We start from the raw sequence: 21183 nt of genomic DNA on the forward strand, positions 1-21183 counted from the left end.
GATGCTTACGTTTACGCAAACGTAAGGCTGGCGTCGGACGGGAGAGAAAGTCCATGCCGGATGTCGATATGAAGGGCAGCCGCCCTCTGTCGCCCCATCTTCAGATCTACAAGCCGATCCTGACGATGGTGATGTCGATCCTGCACCGCATCACCGGTGCAGCCCTGTACTTCGGGACGCTGCTTCTTGCCTGGTGGCTGATTGCCGCCGCCAGCGGCCCCGCCTACTTCGATTTCGTCAACGACCTGATGGGGTCGCTCCTCGGCCGTCTGGTGCTGTTCGGCTTCACCTGGGCCCTGGTGCATCACATGCTTGGCGGCATCCGCCACTTCATCTGGGACATGGGCGCGGGCTTTGGACGCGATGCCCGCGAGTGGCTGGCCCGGGCGACCATCATTGGCTCCGTTGCGCTGACGATCCTGCTCTGGGTCATCGGCTACATGGTCCGCTGAGGAGAGACGAATGACCGATATGCGCACCCCGCTCGGCAAGGTCCGCGGCCTCGGCTCGGCCAAGGAAGGCACCGAGCATTTCTGGCGCCAGCGCGTGACCGCGGTGGCCAACGTGTTCCTGATCTCGTTCTTCGTCGTGCTGGTGATCTCGCTGCAGGGCGGCAGCCATGCAGACGTGGTCGCGGCACTGAAGAACCCGCTGGTCTCGATCCTGCTGCTGCTCGTCATCCTGTCCGGCATCTATCACATGAAGCTCGGCATGCAGATCATCATCGAGGACTATGTCCACGGTGAAGGCGTGAAGTTCCTCGCACTGATGGCCAACATCTTCTTCTGTGCCGCAATCGGCCTCGGATCGGTGTTCGCGGTCGTCAAGATCGGCTTTGGAGGCTGACCCACATGGCCAAGACCTATGAATTCGTCGATCACACCTTCGACGTGGTGGTGGTCGGCGCCGGCGGCGCCGGACTGCGCGCCACGCTCGGCATGGCCGAGCAGGGCCTGCGCACGGCCTGCATCACCAAGGTGTTCCCGACCCGCTCCCACACCGTCGCGGCCCAGGGCGGCATTGCCGCCTCGCTGAAGAACATGACGCCGGACTGCTGGGAATGGCACATGTACGACACGGTGAAGGGCTCCGACTGGCTCGGTGACGCCGACGCCATGGAGTATCTCGCCCGCGAGGCCCCGAAGGCCGTGTACGAGCTGGAACATTATGGCGTTCCCTTCTCGCGCACCGAGGACGGCCGCATCTACCAGCGTCCCTTCGGCGGCCACATGCAGAACTACGGCGATGGCCCCCCGGTGCAGCGCACCTGCGCGGCGGCTGACCGCACCGGCCACGCCATCCTGCACACGCTCTATGGCCAGTCGCTGAAGAACAACGCCGAATTCTACATCGAGTATTTCGCGCTCGACCTGATCATGTCGGATGACGGCGTGTGCCAGGGCGTGATCGCCTGGAACCTCGATGACGGCACCATCCACCGCTTTGCCGCCAAGATGGTGGTGCTGGCGACGGGTGGCTACGGTCGCGCCTATTTCTCGGCCACTTCCGCCCACACCTGCACCGGCGACGGTGGCGGCATGGTCGCGCGTGCCGGCCTGCCGCTGCAGGACATGGAATTCGTGCAGTTCCATCCGACCGGCATCTACGGCTCGGGCTGCCTCATCACCGAGGGCGCCCGCGGCGAAGGCGGCTATCTGGTCAACTCCGAGGGCGAGCGCTTCATGGAGCGCTACGCGCCGTCGGCCAAGGACCTGGCCTCGCGCGATGTCGTGTCGCGCTGCATGACGATCGAGATCCGGGAAGGCCGCGGCGTCGGCAAGAACAAGGATCACATCTTCCTGCACCTCGACCACCTCGACCCGGCCCTTCTGGCCGAGCGCCTGCCGGGCATCTCGGAATCGGCGAAGATCTTCGCCGGTGTCGACGTGACCAAGGAGCCGATCCCGGTCCTGCCGACCGTGCACTACAACATGGGTGGCATTCCGACCAACTACTGGGGTGAGGTCCTCAACCCGACCGCCGGCGATCCGAACCGCATCCAGCCCGGCCTGATGGCCGTGGGCGAGGCCGGCTGCGCCTCGGTGCACGGTGCCAACCGCCTTGGCTCCAACTCGCTCATCGACCTCGTGGTCTTCGGTCGCGCCGCCGCGATCCGTGCCCGCGAGGTGGTGGATCCCAAGAGCCCGGTTCCGACGCCGAACGCGCGCTCCTGCGAGGAGATCATGGCCCGCTTCGACAAGACGCGGCATGCCAGCGGCGCGACGCCGACGGCCGTGCTGCGCGAGAAGATGCAGCGCGCCATGCAGGAAGACGCCGCCGTGTTCCGCACCCAGGAAAGCCTCGAGCAGGGCTGCAAGCGCCTGTCGGCGATCTGGGGCGAAATGGCCGACATCAAGGTCAGCGACCGGTCGATGATCTGGAACTCGGACCTTGTCGAGACCCTCGAGCTGCAGAACCTGATGGCCAATGCCATCACCACGGTCTACGGCGCCGAGGCCCGCAAGGAAAGCCGTGGTGCCCACGCCCGCGAGGACTACAAGGATGGTCCGCTGGGCGGCCGCGACGACGAGAACTGGCGCAAGCACACGCTGGCCTGGGTCGACGAGGCCGGCAAGGTGACGCTTGACTACCGTCCGGTGATCACCGAGCCGCTGACGCCCTATGAGCAGGGCGGCATCGACCCGAAGAAGATCGCCCCGAAGGCGCGCGTCTACTGAGGATCGGCCATGGCATCCGCGCTCGCCCGGCCCGACATCACCTCGCCCTTCGGCACCTACCGTGCCGAGGGACTGGTGAAGTTTGCCTGGGCGCTCGCGGATCGGCATGACCTGTCCGCAACCCTGCGCAAGATGATCCGTGCACGTGTCGCCCGGGTCTTTGCGGGGCCCTATGACGCGGTGGTGGAAGGCCTGCGGTTCCGTCTCTATCCGGGCGCCAACTACGACGACCGCAAGATGATGGCCAAGGGCCGGCTGCCGGAACAGGCGGAACACCGCCTGATCGCACCGCTGCTGCGCCCTGGCTGCGTCTTCGTCGACGTCGGCGCCAACATCGGCACCTACAGCCTGTTCGCCGCCGCCTGCGGCGCGGAGGTGCTGGCGGTGGAGGCCAGCCCGGACACCGCCGACAAGCTGGCCTTCAACCTCGCAGCCAACGACGCTGCGGGCGTCCGGCTGGTGCGCACGGCGGTCGGGGCCGAGGCGGGCGAGCTGTCCCTGTGGCGCGAGCCGTCGAACGCCGGCTTTGCCACGCTTGTCGAGGACCTGACCCGCGGCGAATGGGCCGGCAACTGGAGCGCCTTCCGCGTTCCGGTGCGCCCCCTGGCCGATGTGGTGACGGAAGCGGGCCTGACCGGCATCGACGTTCTGAAGATCGACGTGGAGGGGTTCGAGGACCGGGTCCTCGTGCCCTATCTCACGACCACAAGCCGGAGCCTCTGGCCCCGTGCCATCCTGATTGAAACAAACTGCCGGCCGCATTGGACCGAGGACTGCCTGAGCCTGCTCACGCACCTCGGCTATGAACAGGCCGGCGAAACCAGAGACAACATCCTGTTCAGCCTGAAGGACTGACGGGGAACCCTTTGGCCCGGACATCCATCCGGTGCCGTAACGCGGAGCGACGAGAATGGTTCAGCTGACGCTTCCCAAGAACTCCAAGGTGACCGAGGGCAAGGTCTGGGACAAGCCGAAGGGCGCCACCAACCTGCGCGAATACCGGATCTACCGCTGGAGCCCGGATGACGGCCGCAACCCGCGCGTGGACACCTATTTCGTCGATCTCGACGATTGCGGTCCGATGATCCTGGACGGGCTCATCTACATCAAGAACAAGATCGACCCGACGCTGACCTTCCGCCGCTCGTGCCGCGAGGGCATCTGCGGCTCCTGCGCGATGAACATCGACGGCACCAACACCCTCGCCTGCACCAAGGGCATGGACGAGGTGGGCAAGGGCGCGATCGCGATCTACCCGCTGCCGCACATGCCGGTGATCAAGGACCTGGTTCCGGACCTGACCCGCTTCTACGCCCAGCACCGCTCGATCGAGCCCTGGCTGAAGACCGTGTCGCCGGCGCCGGAAAAGGAATGGCGCCAGAGCCACGAGGACCGCGCCAAGCTGGATGGCCTCTATGAGTGCATCCTCTGCGCCTGCTGCTCGACCTCCTGCCCGTCCTACTGGTGGAACGGCGACCGTTACCTCGGCCCCGCCGTGCTGCTGCAGGCCTATCGCTGGCTGATCGACAGCCGCGACGAAGCCAAGGGCGAGCGCCTCGACAACCTCGAGGATCCGTTCCGCCTGTACCGCTGCCACACGATCATGAACTGCGCCCAGGCCTGCCCCAAGGGCCTGAACCCGGCCAAGGCCATCGCAGAGATCAAGAAGATGCTGGTCGAGCGTCGCGTCTGACCGCCAGCACGAAGGAAGGACCGGTATCTTGCAGGATGCCGTCGTCGCCGAGATCCGTTCGCGGCTGGAACAACTGGCCCGCCGCGAACGGGTGACCATCGCCTTCGCCATCGAAAGCGGCAGCCGGGCCTGGGGCTTTCCCTCGCCCGACAGCGACTATGACTGCCGCTTCGTGTTTGTCCGGCCGCTTGCCGAGACCTACACCCTGTTTCCCGCACGCGACGTGCTCGAGGAGCCGCTGACCGAGGTCTTCGACATCAACGGCTGGGAATTGTCAAAAGCCATCCGCCTGCTGCTGAAGGGCAACGCGGTCATCCTGGAGTGGCTGAACTCGCCGCATGCCTACGGGGAGGTCCCCGGGTTCCGCGACGCCATGCTGGCGCTCGCCGGTCAGGTTGGCGACCGCAACCTGATCGGCCGGCACTATTACTACCTGTGCCGCGAGCATGTCGGCCGCTGCTTCAGGGACCCGGAGACGACCGCGCTCAAGAAGCTGTTCTATCTGCTGCGTCCGCTCTTCGCCGTGCAGTGGCTCGACGCGCATCCGGATGCGGTCTACCCGCCGATGAACTTTCATGCGCTGCGGGCCGGCATCGATATCCCCGCCGCCGTGACCGACGAGATCGACACGCTGCTCGCCCGCAAGGCCGAGACCCGGGAACTGGGTGAGGGCCGCATTCCGCCGGTGCTGGCGAGCTACGCACTTCAGGCCTATGACCGGGCCGGGCACTGGCGACGCGCCGTTGCCGTCGATCAGGAGCGGCAGGTGCTGGCGGACCGCTTCTGGCGGGAGTGGACGGAACGCCTCGCGCCGTCCGGACTGGCCGTCCGGCCCGCCCGGGCCGACTGATCCCCGTCCCGCACCGCATCCCCCGACGCGCCGTCGCCGCTGACCGGGGCCCCCGTTGAGGCGCCCCGGCCGGGTGCGTGTCCGCCGCGCTTACTCCAGCCCCTCGAACAGGGCCGTCGAGAGATAGCGCTCGGCGAAGGACGGGATGATCACCACGATCGTCTTGCCGGCGAGCTCGTCGCGCTGGCCGACCTTGATCGCCGCCGTCAGCGCCGCACCGGACGAGATGCCGACCGGAACGCCTTCGATGCGCGCGACCTCGCGGGCCGTGGCAAAGGCCTCGTCATTGCTGACCTTGACGATCTCGTCGAAGACCGACGTGTCCAGCACGCCCGGGACGAAACCGGCGCCGATGCCCTGGATCTTGTGCGGGCCGGGGTTGCCACCCGACAGGACCGGGCTGTCGGCCGGCTCGACGGCCACCACATGCAGGCCCGGCTTGCGCGCCTTGAGCACCTGGCTGACACCCGTGATGGTGCCGCCCGTGCCGATGCCCGACACGAAGACGTCGACGCCGCCGTCGGTGTCGTTCCAGATCTCCTCGGCCGTGGTGCGGCGATGGATCTCCGGATTGGCGGCATTCTCGAACTGCTGCGGCATGACGGCACCGGGGATCTCGTCGACGAGTTCCTGCGCCCGGGCAATGGCGCCCTTCATGCCCTTCGGGCCCTCGGTCAGCTCGAGTTCCGCGCCGAGGATCTTGAACATCTTGCGCCGCTCGACCGACATGGTCTCGGGCATGACGAGGATCAGGCGATACCCCTTGGCGGCCGCGACGAAGGCGAGGGCGATGCCGGTGTTGCCGGAGGTCGGCTCGACCAGCGTGGTCTTGCCGGGCTGGATCCGGCCATCGGCTTCCATCGCCTCGATCATGGCGACGCCGATGCGGTCCTTGACGCTGGAGATCGGGTTGAAGAACTCGAGCTTGGCCAGAAGGTTGGCCTTTACACCATGCTTCTTGGCGAGGCGGTCGAGGCGCACGATCGGCGTGTCGCCGATGGTTTCGGTGATCGAGCCATAGATCCGGCCGCGACCGGGCTTCCTGTCGGTCATCATAGTCTCCTGATGCGGGCTGCGTGGCACCGGACATCCGGCAGGCGGCGTCTCCGCCAGCAGCTCAAGCGCTATGATCCAAGCCTAGGCCCGTCGGCGAGGCAAGACGAGATGCGGCATTTCCAAACCGGGAAACCCGGGAAAATGTTTATCCAGCCGGGGCCTGTCGCGGCGAATGGCTTGCCTGTCGCCGCGCGGACCCGGGATCGCACCAGCACCTGTATCGGCACCGGTATCGGCACCGGTACCGGCATCAGTCAGGCCGTTCCGGTCGAGCCGAACCCGCCCGCCCCGCGCGCGGTCGCCTCCAGGCTGTCGACGTCCACCAGCACCGCCTGCTGCACGGGGGCAATCAGCATCTGCGCGATGCGCATGCCGCGGCTGATCGTGAAGGGATCGTGGCCGAGGTTGATCAGGATGACCTTCACCTCGCCCCTGTAGTCGGCGTCGATGGTGCCGGGCGTGTTGAGCACGGTGACACCATTCTTGGCCGCGAGACCCGAACGCGGTCGCACCTGGCCTTCAAAACCCCGCGGGATCGCCATGGAGAGGCCTGTCGGCACGAGGGCGCGTGCCCCCGGCGCAAGAACGAGATCGCTTTCCACGGCCGCCTGAAGGTCGAATCCGGCCGCATCCGCGCTCTGGTACGCGGGCAGGGGAAGGTCGGCGGCATGGGTCAGGCGCTGGATCTGAACCGTCACGGTCATCGGAAACTCCGGTCTAGCAGGAAGCGCCTTGCTGGCAGGTCTGGCGCGCCGAGGCAAGACCGTTCTTCTGTTTCCATTTCGTGAACGAACTGTCGGAACCAAGGCGGCTTTATTCACGCGCTGACGAGGATTAGGCTCTCCGGCATGTTCGTCAGCTTGTGAGGCTCGCCATGACCGCGACCCAACCCGCCCTGTTCCTTGCCCATGGATCGCCGATGCTGGCGATCGAGGACAGCGCCGCGCACCGGTTCCTCAGGACCCTCGGCAGCAGCCTGCCGCGCCCGAAGGCCATCGTCATCCTGTCGCCGCACTGGGAAACCGAGGGGCTGCGGGTGTCGGCGCCGGGACATCTGCGCACGATCCACGACTTCGGCGGCTTCCCGCGCGCCCTGTTCGAGATCCGCTATCCGGCGGAAGCGCCCGAGACGCTGGTGGACGCGGTGATGGCGCGGCTGGGCGACGCCGGGATTGCCGCCAGCGTCGATGCCTCCTGGGGCCTCGATCATGGTGCCTGGGTGCCGCTGTCACTGGCCTTTCCCGAGGCCGACATCCCGGTCGTGGCGCTGTCCCTGCCGCTCGACTACGGGCCGGCCGAGCTCCTTGCCCTTGGTGCAGCCCTGAGCTCGCTGAGGGACGACGGCATCCTGCTGGTCGCCACCGGCAGCACCACGCACAACCTGCGCCTGATCCAGCCGAAGACGGCCCCGGCGGCCGACTGGGCCAAGGCGTTCGATGCCTGGCTCGACCAGGGCCTGCTGCCCGGCGAGCCCGGGCGGATCAGCCGGCTGGAGACCGCGCCGCAGTTCCGTCTGGCGCATCCGACCGAGGAGCATCTGCTGCCGGTCTTCTTCGCGCTCGGTGCGGGAGGAACAGGGGCCAGAGGCGAGCTGCTGCATCGCAGCTACGAATACGGCACCCTGTCGATGTCCTACTACCGCTTCGCGGCCTGATCCGGCCCGCCCTGATCCGACGGAGCCAAAGCCTGCGGGGCTTCGGCCCGCCGTCAGCGCGGCAGGGTGCCGTTTGCCGACAGAACGTCGCCCACCAGATAGAGCGAACCGCAGATCAGGATGCGCGGCGGCTCCCCGTCCCGCGCCGCACAGGCCCGGATGTCGGCCAGGGCCTGGTCAAGACTGTCGAACGGCGTGGCTTCCAGCCCGGCTGTCCGGGCAAAGTCGGCCAGCTCGAACGGATCGCGGGCGGAATTGGTGGAGTTGATCGGCACGGTCGCCACATGACGGACCAGGCCCTGGAAGGCACGGAAGAAGCCGATCGGATCCTTGGTCGTCAGCATGGCCGAGACCATGTACAGCGGCCGGGGGCTTTTCTCCTCCAGTTCGCCCATATAGGCGGCGATGGTGAGCGCAGCGCCCGGATTGTGTCCGCCGTCAACCCAGACCTCGGCCCCGGCGGGGCATTTCTCGAACAGCGCGCCGTGGCGCAGCAGCTCGAGCCGGCCCGGCCAGCGCACGGAGCGGAGCCCGCGGGCAATCACCTCCGGCCCGGGCAGCAGGCCGGCCGCCTTCAGCGCCGCGATGGCGAGGCCCGCGTTGCCGATCTGGTGCGCGCCGGGCAGGGCCGGAAGCGGCAGGTCGATCAGCCCGTCCTCGTCCTGGAACACCATGCGGCCGTTGTCGGCGCTGGCGGTGAACTCCTGACCGAAGCGCCCATGGGCGGAGCGGGCGCGGGCCGCCGCCCGGTCGATGACCCGCGTGACCTCGTCCACCTGCGCGGCGGAGACGGAGGGACGGCCGGGCTTGATGATCGCCGCCTTCTCGCCGGCGATCTCCGTCAGCGTGTTGCCGAGGAATTTCTCGTGGTCATGCGAGATGGAGGTGATGACCGAAACCAGCGGCGCGTCGATGACATTGGTCGCATCCAGCCGGCCGCCCAGCCCCACTTCCAGCAGGAGCACGTCGGCCGGCTCCTCCGAAAACAGCAGCAGGGCCGCTGCCGTGGTGATCTCGAAGAACGTGATCGGGTGGCCGTCATTCGCCCGCTCGCAGCGATCGAGCGCAGCCATCAGCTGCGGATCCTCCACGAAGGCACCGGTGCTGCCCAGCCGGATCCGCTCGTTGAACCGCACGAGATGCGGCGAGGTGTAGACATGACAGCGCTTGCCATCCGCCTCCAGGATCGCCCGCAGGGTCGCCGTGACAGAGCCCTTGCCGTTGGTGCCGGCCACGTGGATCACCGGCGGCAGGCGACGCTCCGGATTGCCCAGCGCGGCAAGCAGCCGGTGCATGCGGTCAAGGGACAGGTCGATCTGCAGCGGGTGCAGCGCGAGAAGACGGTCGAGGATGGCGGTAATCTGGTCCATGGCGCCCTTGAGGCTTCTGTGTCCGGCCCGGCCGGTCGGTCCGGATCGGGCCTGATATAGGTGTCACATAGAGAGGCGCACAGGGGCTGGCACGCCGCAGGAACGGGAACGGCCCGCCGTGTTCCATTCACGACGGGCCGCTCGGAATGTCTGGCCGTCCGGCAGTCTCAGGCCGCGACGGTGGGCAGCGGCGCGTCCAGCTCCGGCAACTCGATCTGCCGCTTCATCAGGATGCCGGCGAGGCGGGCAATGGTGGCCTTCATGTCGTGCCGCTTGACGACCATGTCGACCATGCCGTGGTCGAGCAGGTATTCGGCGCTCTGGAAGTCCTCCGGCAGCTTCTCGCGGATCGTCTGCTCGATCACGCGGCGGCCGGCGAAGCCGATGACGGCGCCCGGCTCGGCAATGTGCACGTCGCCCAGCATGGCGTAGGAGGCCGACACGCCGCCGGTGGTCGGGTTGGTGAGCACGACGATGTAGGGCAGGCGCGCCTCGCGCAGCATCTGGACCCCGACCGTGGTGCGCGGCATCTGCATCAGCGACAGGATGCCTTCCTGCATGCGCGCGCCGCCGGAGGCGACGAACAGCACGAACGGCGTCCTGGCCTGCACGGCGGCCTGCATGCCGGTCAGGATCGCCTCACCGGCGGCCATGCCGAGCGAGCCGCCCATGAAGTCGAAGTCCTGCACGGCGGCAGTGAAGTCCATGCCCTCGACCTTGCCGCGGCCGACATAGACGCAGTCGTCCTCGCCGGACCGGGTGCGGTACTCCTTGAGGCGATCGACATACTTCTTGGTGTCGCGGAACTTCAGCGGATCGATGGTGACGCCCGGCGTCGCGATGCGCTCGTAGCTGCCACCGTCGAAGAAGCTCTCGAGCCGCTTGCGCGCCGGCATGCGCATGTGGAAGCCGGAGTTCGGCACCACCCAGAGATTGGCCTCCAGATCGCGGTGGAACACCATCTCGCCCGTTTCCGGGCACTTGATCCAGAGGTTTTCCGGCATCTCGCGGCGCGACAGGAAGCTGCGCAGTTTCGGCCGAACGACAGTGTTGATCCAGTTCACGGCAAAATCCGTCCGTTGTTGATCGGTCTTTGGGTCCTGCCTCAGCGGGCGCGAGCCACGCCGCCGGCAAGCGACGACACGAGGTCGGTGACGGCTGCAACGGTGCGGTCCGTCGCCTTGCCGCTGGCATCCAGGCTTTCGCGGATGGCCTCGACCAGCACCGAGCCGACCACGACGCCATCGGCGTTGCGGCCGATCTCGGCAGCCTGATCCGCCGTCTTCACGCCGAAGCCGACGGCGACCGGCAGGTCGGTGTGCGCCTTGATGCGGCCGACGGCCGCCGCGACGCGCTCCGGATCCGCCGAGGCGGTGCCGGTGATGCCGGTGATCGAGACATAATACACGAAACCGGAGGTGTTCTTCAAAACCGCCGGCAGGCGGCGGTCATCGGTGGTCGGCGTGGCCAGGCGGATGAAGTTCAGCCCGCCCTTCATCGCCGGAATGCAGAGCTCGTCATCGGCTTCCGGCGGAATGTCGACGATGATGAGACCGTCGACGCCGGCGTCCCTCGCTTCCGCCACGAAGGCTTCCGGGCCACGGACATAGATCGGGTTGTAATAGCCCATCAGGATGATCGGCGTGTCCTGGTCCGACTGGCGGAACTTGCGGACCATGTCGAGGGTCCTGTTCATGGTCTGGCCGCCGGCCAGGGCGCGCTGGGTGGCGCGCTGGATCGGAACGCCTTCCGCCATGGGATCGGAGAAGGGCATGCCCAGTTCGATCACGTCCGCACCGGCAGCCGGCAGGGCTTCCAGAATGGCCTGGGAGGTGGCGAGATCGGGGTCACCGGCGGTGATGAAGGTCACCAGGGCCGGGCGGCCCTTCTCGGCGCAGGCCTTGAAGCGGCGGTCGATGCGCGTCTCGGTCATACGGCTTTCCATCCTGTGGCGGGTCACCCGGTGTGGGGCAGGCCCGTTCTGAGCGTGTGCGCGGCCGGAACGGCACCGGGTCTCGCGCAGGGTCCGGGGGTTGGATGTAGGGGGCGGGCAGGCCCTCTGTCAACGCGAGTCCGCCCTGGTGCTGAAGAAATGGCGAAGCCGGCACAGCACCGGCCCGGCGCTCTGGCCCTGCGGTCAGGCGGCCGGCGCGGACCAGAACCCGCACCGGCAGGGGAATAGGCGCACTCAGTGCACGCCTGGACGTGACATGAGGTCGGCCGCATCCTGCCTCGCCTTGCCGGCCCATGAAAAACCCCGCAGCGGGGTGCGCCGCTGCGGGGGTCCTGGATCGGAAGGCCAATCGACGGGCAAGTTGAAGGGCCAGTCGAAAGGTCAGACAAAAGGCAAGTCAGGCCGCCCTCGCAACGCGATGCGGCGTCAGAGATCGAAGCCCAGCATCTTGCCGACGGTGAAGACGTCCTTGTCGCCACGGCCGCAGAGGTTCATGACCACGATCTGGTCCTTGCGCATCTTCGGCGCGATCTTCATCACCTGGGCCAGCGCATGGGCCGGCTCCAGCGCCGGAATGATGCCCTCGACGCGGGTCAGGAGCTTGAAGGCTTCCATCGCCTCGTCATCGGTGATCGGGACATACTTCGCCCGGCCGATCTCCTTCAGCCAGGAGTGCTCCGGTCCGATGCCGGGATAGTCGAGACCGGCCGAGATCGAGTGTCCCTCGAGGATCTGGCCGTCGTCATCCTGCAGCAGATAGGTGCGGTTGCCATGCAGCACGCCCGGCTTGCCGGCGTTGAGCGAGGCGCAGTGCTCGTTGCCCTGCAGCCCGCGACCGCCCGCCTCGACGCCCCAGATTTCCACGCCGGCGTCATCGAGGAACGGATGGAACAGGCCGATGGCGTTGGAGCCGCCGCCGACGGCCGCGACGATGGCATCCGGAAGACGGCCTTCTGCTGCCAGCATCTGCTCGCGCGTTTCCTTGCCGATGACCGACTGGAAATCGCGCACCAGCTCCGGATAGGGGTGCGGACCGGCGGCGGTGCCGATCAGGTAGTAGGTGCTGTCGACATTGGTGACCCAGTCGCGCAGCGCCTCGTTCATGGCGTCCTTCAGCGTGCCGGCTCCGGCGGTGACCGGAACGATCTCGGCACCCAGCAGCTTCATGCGGAACACGTTCGGCTTTTGGCGCTCCACGTCGGTGGCGCCCATGTAGACGACGCAGGGCAGGCCGAAGCGGGCGCAGACGGTGGCCGTGGCCACGCCGTGCTGGCCGGCGCCGGTTTCCGCGATGATGCGGGTCTTGCCCATGCGCATGGCCAGCAGGATCTGGCCGAGGCAGTTGTTGATCTTGTGGCTGCCGGTGTGGTTCAGCTCGTCGCGCTTGAAGTAGATCTTGGCGCCACCCCCGAGGCCGGAGGCCTCAGAAACTTCACGAAGATGCTGGGTCAGGCGCTCGGCGTAGTAGAGCGGCGACGGCCGGCCGGTGTAATGGGTGTTGAGGTCATCCAGCTGCGCCCGGAAGGACGGATCCGCCTTGGCGTCATTGTAGGCCTGTTCCAGATCGAGGATCAGCGGCATCAGCGTCTCGGCGACATAGCGGCCGCCGAAGATCCCGAAATGGCCCCGCTCGTCCGGTCCCGAGCGCAGGGTGTTCGCCATGGTGGTCACTGTCGTCACTCCTTCACATCTTCCGCCGATCGAACGGCTGCCACAAAGGCGCGGATCAGTTCGCTGTCCTTGACGCCCTTCGCGCGCTCCACGCCCGAGGACACATCCACGGCCCTGGCCCCGCTCGTTGCGATGGCCGTGGCCACATTCGCCGGATCCAGCCCTCCGGAAAGCATGAAGGGGCGCGGAAGGTCAAGCGCCTTGAGGAGGCTCCAGTCATAGGCGACGCCATGGCCGCCGGGGACATCGGAGTCCTTCGGCGGCTTGGCGTCGAAGAGGATGTGCTCGGACACGGTGACATAGGGCAGGGCGGCGTCGAGGTCAGCCGCCTCGCGCACGCCGATCGCCTTGATGATGCGCGTGCGCAACATCACGCGCGCGGCGGCGCAGGCTTCCGGCGTTTCCTGGCCGTGGAACTGGAACAGGTCCGGCCGCACCAGCTCGTTGATGCGCTGCAGGCTGGGCAGGTCCATGTCGACCGACAGCGCCACGATCTGGCTGCGCCCGCGCGCGATGTCGGCAAGCCGGCAGGCGTCGCTCAGGGACACATGGCGCGGGCTCTTGGGAAAGAACACCAGGCCAACCATGTCCGCCCCGGCATCAACCGCCGCTTCCATGGTCTCGGGCGTCGACAGGCCGCAGATCTTGATGAGGATGCGGGACATGGGGCGCTTTCGTGCTGGGCGCCCTGACGGGCGCGACGGGTGACGCCGCAGGGACTGCGGCAGTCCCGCGGGCGGAGGCAAGATCTAGCCGGGGTCGGGCCAGTGTCGCAACCCTGCTGTCGCAACGCTGCTGCCGCATCCCGGCGCAGGATCGCGCCTGACCGGGTGCGGCCCAGGGTGCGGCAGCGGGTCGCGGCCCGTCAGGTGACGTTGTAGGCCGCGACAGCCGCCATGTTGACGATGTCGCTGTCCTTGGCGCCCATCGGCACGATCTGCACGGGCTTGTCGAAGCCGACGAGCAGCGGGCCGATCACCGTCGAGCCGCCCAGTTCCTGCAGCATCTTGGTCGAGATGGACGCAGAGTGGAACGCGGGCATGATCAGCACGTTGGCCGGGCCGGTCAGGCGGCAGAACGGATAGGGCGCCATCTTGTCCATGTTCAGCGCCACGTCGGCGGCCATTTCCCCGTCATACTCGAAGTCCACGCGGCGACGGTCGAGGATGCGCACGGCTTCCTGCACCCGCTCGGCACGCTCGCCCTTCGGGTGACCGAAGGTGGAATAGGCCAGCATAGCCACGCGCGGCTCGTAGCCGAGGCGACGGGCCACATGGGCCGCTTCCTCGGCGATGTCCGCCAGCTCCTCGGAATTCGGCATGTCGTGCACGGTGGTGTCGGCCACGAGCACCGTGCGGCCGCGGGCCAGAACCAGCGACACGCCGATGACGCGGTGGCCGGGCTTGGTGTCGATGCACTGGCGCACGGTGTCGAGGGCGACCGAGTAGTTGCGGGTGATGCCGGTCACCATGGCGTCGGCATCGCCGCGCGCCACCATGATGGCCCCCCAGTAGTTGCGGTCGTTGTTGACCATGCGCTGGCAGTCGCGCAGCAGGTAACCCTTCCGCTGCAGGCGGCCGTAGAGATACTGCGCGTAATCGGCGTTGCGGGTGGAATTGCGCGCGTTCTGCAGGCGGATGCCGGGCCGGTCGATGTCGATGCCCGCGCCCTGGGCCGCCGCCCGGATCTCGTCCTCACGGCCGATCAGGATGGCCTCGCCGAGGCTCTGGTTCACGAAGCTGACGGCCGCGCGGATCATCGGCTCCTCTTCGCCCTCGGCAAAGACGACGCGCTTCGGCATCTGGCGGACGCGGGTGAAGATGCGCTGCAGCGTGCCGGCCACCGGATCGCGCCGGGCCGACAGCTGGTGCCGGTACTGCACCATGTCGATGATCGGCTTGCGCGCCACGCCCGAGTCCATGGCCGCCTGGGCCACGGCCGGCGGGATGGTCGAGATGAGCCGGGGATCGAAGGGCACCGGAATGATGTATTCCGGCCCGAACTTCGGCCGGTTGCCGCGATAGGCGGCTGCCACCTCGTCCGGCACTTCCTCGCGGGCGAGTTCGGCCAGAGCCCGGGCGCAGGCCACCTTCATCTCCTCGTTGATCGTGGTGGCACGCACGTCCAGCGCGCCACGGAAGATGTAGGGGAAGCCGAGGACGTTGTTCACCTGGTTCGGATAGTCCGAGCGGCCGGTGGCGACGATGGCGTCATCGCGGATGGCGGCAACCTCCTCCGGGGTGATCTCCGGATCCGGGTTGGCCATGGCGAAGATGATCGGGTTCGGTGCCATGGCGCGGACCATGTCCTCGGTCAGCGCGCCCTTGACGGAGACGCCGAGGAACACGTCGGCCCCCTTCATCGCCTCGTAGAGGGTGCGGGCATCGGTGCGCACCGCATGGGCCGACTTCCACTGGTTCATGCCTTCGGTGCGGCCCTGGTAGATGACGCCCTTGGTGTCGCAGAGGATGATGTTCTCGTGCGGCACGCCCATCGCCTTGACGAGCTCGATGCAGGCGATGCCGGCAGCGCCGGCGCCGTTGCAGACCACCTTGACGGTCTTCATGTCGCGACCGGTCAGATGCAGCGCGTTGATCATGCCGGCGGCGGCGATGATGGCCGTGCCGTGCTGGTCGTCGTGGAAGACCGGGATATCCATCAGCTCGCGCAGGCGCTGCTCGATGATGAAGCAGTCGGGCGCCTTGATGTCCTCCAGGTTGATGCCGCCGAAGGAGGGGCCGAGATACCGGACCGAATTGATGAAGGCGTCGACCTCCTCGGTGTCGACTTCCAGGTCGATGGAATCGACATCGGCGAAGCGCTTGAACAGCACCGACTTGCCTTCCATCACCGGCTTGGAGGCGAGCGCGCCAAGGTTGCCGAGACCAAGGATGGCGGTGCCGTTGGAGATCACCGCGACCAGGTTGCCGCGGGTGGTGTAGTCGAAGGCACGGCTCGGATCCTCGGCAATGGCGCGGACGGGAACCGCGACGCCGGGGGAATAGGCCAGCGACAGGTCGCGCTGGGTGGCCATCGGCTTGGTCGGCGTGATCTCGAGCTTGCCGGGCTTGCCTTCCTGATGGAACAGAAGCGCTTCCTGCTCGGTGAAACTGATGCCGGTCTTGGGTGTCTTCTTGTTGTCGGACATGGTCGGGCGATCCTCTGGCAGGGCTGACGCGATCGCGTCGGCCGGGCAGAGCGACGCGGGGGACGCAAACCTTATCCCCTGAAAATTGCGGGCTCAAGGCAGCACAAGGCAGTAGGCGCCATGAAAGGACGCAGCCGCTTTGCTACGGTCCGGCCATGTCGCTTGAACCCAGCCAGGACACCCGCGCCGAGACTTCCGGGCCCGACGCCGCAGGGGCGGACCTGCGCGTGACGCCGATGATGGCGCAATACATCGAGATCAAGACCGCCAATCCGGACAGCCTGCTGTTCTACCGGATGGGGGATTTCTACGAGCTGTTCTTCGAGGATGCCGAAGTTGCCTCGCGCACGCTCGGCATCACGCTGACCAAGCGCGGCAAGCACCTCGGCGAGGACATTCCGATGTGCGGCGTGCCCGTGCATGCCGCTGATGACTATCTGCAGAAACTGATAGCCTACGGACACCGGGTGGCGGTCTGCGAGCAGATGGAAGACCCGGCCGAGGCCAAGAAGCGCGGCTCCAAGTCCGTCGTCCGGCGCGATGTCATCCGTCTGGTGACCCCCGGCACGCTGACGGAGGAACGGCTTCTCGAGGCTGCGGCGAACAACTTCCTGCTGGCGCTCAACCGCCTGCGCACGGGCTCCGGTCCCGACGACGCGGTCTATGGGCTCGCATGGATCGACATGTCGACCGGAAGCTTCCAGGTCGGCGAGAGCGACCTGCCTCGCCTGGCCGCGGACCTGGCCCGGATCGACCCGCGCGAGATCCTCGTTCCGGATGCCCTGTTGCAGGAAGCGGACCTGCGCCAGATCGTCGAAGGGCAGGGCGCGGCCCTGTCGCCCGTTCCGCGCGCCTTCTTCGACAGCGCCACGGCGGCCGACCGGTTGGCGGGCTATTTCGGCGTGCGCACCCTCGACGGCTTCGGCACCTTCTCGCGGGCGGAACTGTCGGCGGCGGCCGGCGTGCTTGCCTATGTCGAGAAGACGCAGCTGGGCGAACGCCCGCCGCTGGACCCGCCGGTGCGCGAGGCCGCGCGGGGCCGGATGCTCATCGACCCGGCAACCCGGGCCAATCTCGAGCTGATGCGGACCCTCGGCGGCGAGCGCCAGGGCAGCCTGCTGTCGGCCATCGACCGGACCGTGACCGGCGCGGGCGGGCGCCTTCTGGCCAGCCGGCTGGCCGGACCGCTGACGGATCCGGAGGCGATCAACGCCCGGCTGGACTCCGTTGCCTACTTCCTCGAGGAGGAAATCCTGCGCGAGGGCTTGCGGCGCGAACTGGCAGCCGCGCCGGACCTTGCCCGCGCGCTGTCGCGCATTGCCCTGCAGCGCGGCGGACCGCGAGACCTCGCCAGCATTGCCCAGGGACTGGAGGCGACGCGCGCCATCCTTGCGCTGCTCGACCGCGGCGGCGAGACGCCGGCGGAACTGACGGCCGCCCGGCGGGATCTGGCCGTCGCCCCCCACGCCCTCGGTGACGAGCTGACGCGGGCGCTGTCGGACGAGCCGCCCCTGCTGAAGCGGGACGGCGGCTTTGTCGCCTCAGGCTACAACGCGGATCTCGACGAGCTGCGCGACCTTCGCGATGCGTCGCGCAAGGTGATCGCACGGCTGCAGGCCGAGTATGCCGACGAGCTGGGCCTGCGCTCGCTGAAGATCAAGCACAACAACGTGCTCGGCTGGTTCATCGAGGCGCCGAGCGGCCAGTCGGAGCGGATGACGGCCGATCCGGCGCGCTTCATCCACCGCCAGACGATGGCCGGCGCGATGCGCTTCACGACAACGGAGCTGGCGGACCTGGAATCGCGGATTGCCAGTGCCGGCGAGCGGGCGCTGGCCATCGAGCTGGAGATCTTCGACCGTCTCGCCGCCGCTGTCGTCGCAGCCGGCGAGGCGATCAAGGCGGCCGCGCGGGCGCTTTCCGTGCTGGATGTCTCGGCCGCGCTCGCCAAGCTGGCGCAGGAGGACGGCTACTGCCGGCCTCAGGTGGACACGAGCCTCGCCTTCAGCATCGAGGGGGGCCGCCATCCGGTGGTCGAACAGGCGCTGCGGCGCTCGGGCGGCGACAGTTTTGTCGCGAATGACAGCAACCTCGGCCCGGCTGACGAGAGCATGGCGCATGGCCGCATCTGGCTGATCACCGGTCCGAACATGGCCGGCAAGTCGACCTTCCTGCGCCAGAACGCGCTGATTGCCGTGCTGGCGCAGACGGGCGCCTATGTGCCCGCGCGCTCCGCGCATATCGGCATGGTCGACCGGCTGTTCTCCCGGGTCGGAGCCGCCGATGATCTCGCCCGCGGCCGCTCGACCTTCATGGTGGAGATGGTCGAAACCGCCGCCATCCTCAACCAGGCCGGCGACCGCTCGCTGGTGATCCTGGACGAGATCGGCCGGGGCACCGCGACCTTCGACGGCCTGTCGATCGCCTGGGCGGCCATCGAGCATCTGCACGAGGTCAACCGGGCGCGTGCCCTGTTCGCCACGCATTATCACGAGCTGACGGCCCTGGCCCAGCGCCTGCCGCGACTGACCAATGCCACCGTGTCGGTCAAGGAGTGGAACGGCGACGTCATCTTCCTGCACGAGATCGTCCCCGGTGCGGCCGACCGGTCCTACGGCATCCAGGTGGCCAAGCTGGCCGGCCTGCCGCCGAGTGTGGTCGAACGGGCGAAGGCGGTTCTGTCGCAGCTGGAAGAAAAGGACCGCCGTGCGCCGGCCGAGACGCTGATCGACGACCTGCCGCTGTTTGCCGCACTCGCGCCCGCGCCCCGGCGGCCGGCTTCCCGCGCGGCGCAGTCCCCTGTTCCAGCCGCGCCCGTGCCGGATGTGCTGCAGGAGGCGCTGGACGGGCTGAACCCGGACGACATGAGCCCCCGCGAGGCACTCGAGGCCCTGTATCGTCTGAAGGCATTGAAGCCGTAACGGCAGCATCGAAAGACCGGCGCAGGCATCCGACGGACACGCCCTCCGGCTGATTGCATACCCATGTGCACGCTGCATGGGGCGCATTTAAATCCATTCAAAAAACGCACGTGCAAAGCCGGCAAATGGGGCTATCCTTTTTGTCCAGTCCCTGATTTGCAGCCTGCCGCCCCCGCCGGGCTGCCCCGCCTGAAACCGGTTTCCAGATGTCCTTCGTGCTGCAGCTCCCGCGTCAGGCGGTGCTGATCCTCCTGCTCGTGTTCTTCGGCGCGATGTGCACCTCGTCGCTCATTCCGGTGATGGGGTTCTTCATCGTCGAGGGCCTGGGTCAGCAGCCCTGGCAGATCGCGCTGTACTCCGGCATCGTCGCGCCGCTGACCATCGTGGTGAACCGGCTGCTGGGCGAGCGGCTGGACCGGATGGTCGCCGTGAAGCCGCTGCTCCTCATCTCGATCATCGCCTATCTGCTGATGGCGCTGCTCCTGTCCAGCCTGCCGCCCTTCTGGCTGCTGGTGGCGGTCGGTGCGCCGGTCATGGCGGTGGCCAATGGGGCCACCTCCACGGAATTCACCTACGGGCGCCTTTATGCCGAGCGGCACGGCATCGAGATCACCCAGTACAATGCCTGGCTGCGCATGGGCGTGTCACTGGCCTGGGTGGTCGGGCCGGCGATGTCCTTCATCACGATCGATCTGGTCGGCTTCCGGGTTGCCTACATGATCTCGGCCGGCCTGGCGGGGATCTGGTTCGTGCTCTGGCATCTGGCCGTGCCGAACGACTTCCGGGCGCCACAGCGGCCGCCCCGCCCGGTCGAGCTCGACGGCATCGACTGGTGGCTGCTGCTGGCGGCGCTGGTCTGCACGCTGATCGCCATCGGCAACGTGCTGTTCACGGCCGCAATGCCGCTGTTCTTCGTGCGGGAAGTGGGGCTGCCCGGCTACACGCCCGGCCTTGCCATCTCGGCGAAATGCGTCGTCGAGGTGATCGCGATCTTCAGCGCGGCCCGGCTGGCCGAGCGCTTCGGTCCGCGCGCCGTGCTGGCAGGCGCGGCCATCCTTGCCATCCTGACGTTCGCAGCCTTCGCCCAGGTCTCCAGCGTGCTGCAGGTGGTGATCCTCGGGGCAATCGAGGGCTACTATTACGGGCTCTTCGCCGGTGTGGCGATCTCGTTCGTGCAGAGCTACGCGCCGGACAAGCCCGGACGGGCCACGGCGCTGTTCATGAACTCGCTCTATCTCGGCGGCTTCATCGGCAATGTCTCGATGGGTTTCATCGCCGACGCCTTCAGCTTCCAGGCCGTGATCTACGTGGCGGCGGCCAGCGGCGTGCCGGTGCTGCTGGCGCTGGCGGTGCTGCGACCACCCCGCAGCACCTGATCATCCGGCCATCCGGCAGGACAGGCATGCGGGCATCCGGACGGCTGTGCGCCCGAAGGCCCGTCCGGATGACGTCAGCGGCCGTAGCCGGGGATGACGCGTGCCGCCTCGGCGTTCACCGCGATCTCGGTGGCCTGCAACTCCTGCTGCTTCTGCATGATCCGCCAGCGCAGGTCCTGGATCTCGAACCGGGCATCCTCGATGCGGTCGCGGGTGCGCTCCCGCGTGTTGCGGCAATTGTCGCGGTCTTCCGGCCGCACGCCGTTGCAGTCGGTGGTGTTGAGGGTGAAGCGGTCGCGGTCGATCTGGCTTTCCAGCGAGCGGACCCGCCCCTCGAGCTGCTGCACCTCGTTGCGGGCCGACCAGAGGCGGAAGCCGAGCTGATAGGCATAGTCGAAGGGACCGACCAGCGCCGGAGGGCAGATGTTGGACTTGGTGGTGCCGTTGCGGCCGAGATTGTAGCCGTTCATCGGCGTGCAGTAGATCTGCACGCCCTCCTGCCAGCCGGCGTAATAGGCCTGGGGATCTGGCGTGATGCCATGGCGGCCGCAGTCCTTCATGATGTTCTCGATGCGGGCGGCGGGGTGTCCGACGGACCCGTCCGCCCGCCCGAGCGCCACCCAGTCGCCCGCCTGACACTGTTCCTTCGAGACGGTCTCGCACCCGGCCAGGGCAAGCGCCAGCAGCGCGCCTCCGGCCATTGCCATCCAGAGCTTCATGGATCCCCCCAGGGTCTTGTTCTTGGCCGGCATCGTAAGGCAAGCGACCGTCGCCAGACCAGAGGCACGCTGGCATTTTTGGGGCGGATTGGG

Annotated in this window: 18 protein-coding genes; 9 read left to right on the plus strand and 9 right to left on the minus strand. The window is 67.5% G+C overall.

Going from position 1 to position 21183, the window contains the following annotated elements:
• Positions 1-53: 53 nt before the first annotated feature.
• The 6 genes from sdhC to GWI72_RS17840 are packed head-to-tail and all read left to right on the plus strand — an operon-like array spanning position 54 to position 5221.
• Positions 54-452 (plus strand): succinate dehydrogenase, cytochrome b556 subunit, encoded by a 399-nt coding sequence (gene sdhC / locus GWI72_RS17815; protein WP_161677619.1) that lies wholly within the window; start codon positions 54-56, stop codon positions 450-452.
• A gap of 10 nt (positions 453-462) precedes the next feature.
• The gene (gene sdhD, locus GWI72_RS17820) at positions 463-846 is read left to right on the plus strand and encodes a succinate dehydrogenase, hydrophobic membrane anchor protein (protein WP_161677618.1); all 384 of its coding nucleotides are present in this window, start codon (positions 463-465) and stop codon (positions 844-846) included.
• 5 nt (positions 847-851) lie between these two features.
• Positions 852-2678: a succinate dehydrogenase flavoprotein subunit gene (sdhA, locus tag GWI72_RS17825; RefSeq protein ID WP_161677617.1), complete on the plus strand. Its 1827-nt coding sequence runs from the start codon at positions 852-854 to the stop codon at positions 2676-2678.
• 9 nt (positions 2679-2687) lie between these two features.
• On the plus strand, positions 2688-3533 hold the full coding sequence (locus GWI72_RS17830) for an FkbM family methyltransferase (protein ID WP_161709534.1): 846 nt from the start codon (positions 2688-2690) through the stop codon (positions 3531-3533).
• A 55-nt stretch (positions 3534-3588) separates the two neighbouring features.
• Complete coding sequence (locus GWI72_RS17835; protein ID WP_161677615.1) at positions 3589-4371, plus strand: succinate dehydrogenase iron-sulfur subunit; 783 nt, start codon at positions 3589-3591, stop codon at positions 4369-4371.
• Positions 4372-4399: 28 nt separating this feature from the next.
• Positions 4400-5221 (plus strand): nucleotidyltransferase domain-containing protein, encoded by an 822-nt coding sequence (locus GWI72_RS17840; RefSeq protein WP_161709535.1) that lies wholly within the window; start codon positions 4400-4402, stop codon positions 5219-5221.
• Between the two features lie 90 nt (positions 5222-5311).
• Here GWI72_RS17840 and cysK read toward each other — a convergent pair whose 3' ends face one another.
• Positions 5312-6277: a cysteine synthase A gene (gene cysK, locus GWI72_RS17845; protein ID WP_179956229.1), complete on the minus strand. Its 966-nt coding sequence runs from the start codon at positions 6275-6277 to the stop codon at positions 5312-5314.
• A 254-nt stretch (positions 6278-6531) separates the two neighbouring features.
• Positions 6532-6981, minus strand: a complete 450-nt coding sequence (gene dut / locus GWI72_RS17850; protein ID WP_161677612.1) for a dUTP diphosphatase — start codon at positions 6979-6981, stop codon at positions 6532-6534.
• 170 nt (positions 6982-7151) lie between these two features.
• Between dut and GWI72_RS17855 the strand changes: the two genes are divergently transcribed.
• Positions 7152-7931, plus strand: coding sequence for a dioxygenase family protein (locus GWI72_RS17855; RefSeq protein WP_161709536.1), 780 nt, complete (start codon positions 7152-7154; stop codon positions 7929-7931).
• Between the two features lie 53 nt (positions 7932-7984).
• Here GWI72_RS17855 and GWI72_RS17860 read toward each other — a convergent pair whose 3' ends face one another.
• The 6 genes from GWI72_RS17860 to GWI72_RS17885 all read right to left on the minus strand — a co-directional run bounded on the left by GWI72_RS17860 (position 7985) and on the right by GWI72_RS17885 (position 16074).
• A complete protein-coding gene (locus GWI72_RS17860) occupies positions 7985-9301 on the minus strand; it encodes a bifunctional folylpolyglutamate synthase/dihydrofolate synthase (protein WP_161709537.1) in 1317 nt (438 codons plus the stop codon).
• A gap of 167 nt (positions 9302-9468) precedes the next feature.
• Positions 9469-10365, minus strand: a complete 897-nt coding sequence (gene accD, locus GWI72_RS17865; protein WP_161677609.1) for an acetyl-CoA carboxylase, carboxyltransferase subunit beta — start codon at positions 10363-10365, stop codon at positions 9469-9471.
• 41 nt (positions 10366-10406) lie between these two features.
• Positions 10407-11234 (minus strand): tryptophan synthase subunit alpha, encoded by an 828-nt coding sequence (gene trpA, locus GWI72_RS17870; protein WP_161709538.1) that lies wholly within the window; start codon positions 11232-11234, stop codon positions 10407-10409.
• 447 nt (positions 11235-11681) lie between these two features.
• On the minus strand, positions 11682-12917 hold the full coding sequence (trpB, locus tag GWI72_RS17875) for a tryptophan synthase subunit beta (RefSeq protein WP_161677774.1): 1236 nt from the start codon (positions 12915-12917) through the stop codon (positions 11682-11684).
• A 14-nt stretch (positions 12918-12931) separates the two neighbouring features.
• Positions 12932-13591, minus strand: coding sequence for a phosphoribosylanthranilate isomerase (locus GWI72_RS17880; RefSeq protein WP_161709539.1), 660 nt, complete (start codon positions 13589-13591; stop codon positions 12932-12934).
• 200 nt (positions 13592-13791) lie between these two features.
• Complete coding sequence (locus tag GWI72_RS17885; protein WP_161677606.1) at positions 13792-16074, minus strand: NADP-dependent malic enzyme; 2283 nt, start codon at positions 16072-16074, stop codon at positions 13792-13794.
• A gap of 155 nt (positions 16075-16229) precedes the next feature.
• Between GWI72_RS17885 and mutS the strand changes: the two genes are divergently transcribed.
• Positions 16230-18995 carry a DNA mismatch repair protein MutS gene (gene mutS / locus GWI72_RS17890; protein WP_390806922.1) on the plus strand — a complete coding sequence of 922 codons (2766 nt, stop codon included), beginning with the start codon at positions 16230-16232 and terminating at the stop codon, positions 18993-18995.
• A gap of 206 nt (positions 18996-19201) precedes the next feature.
• Positions 19202-20371: an MFS transporter gene (locus tag GWI72_RS17895; RefSeq protein WP_161677605.1), complete on the plus strand. Its 1170-nt coding sequence runs from the start codon at positions 19202-19204 to the stop codon at positions 20369-20371.
• A 74-nt stretch (positions 20372-20445) separates the two neighbouring features.
• Here GWI72_RS17895 and GWI72_RS17900 read toward each other — a convergent pair whose 3' ends face one another.
• On the minus strand, positions 20446-21090 hold the full coding sequence (locus GWI72_RS17900) for a DUF2799 domain-containing protein (RefSeq protein ID WP_208995955.1): 645 nt from the start codon (positions 21088-21090) through the stop codon (positions 20446-20448).
• Positions 21091-21183 lie beyond the last annotated feature (93 nt).

This window comes from Pannonibacter sp. XCT-53, assembly GCF_009915765.1.
Lineage (GTDB): Bacteria > Pseudomonadota > Alphaproteobacteria > Rhizobiales > Stappiaceae > Pannonibacter > Pannonibacter tanglangensis.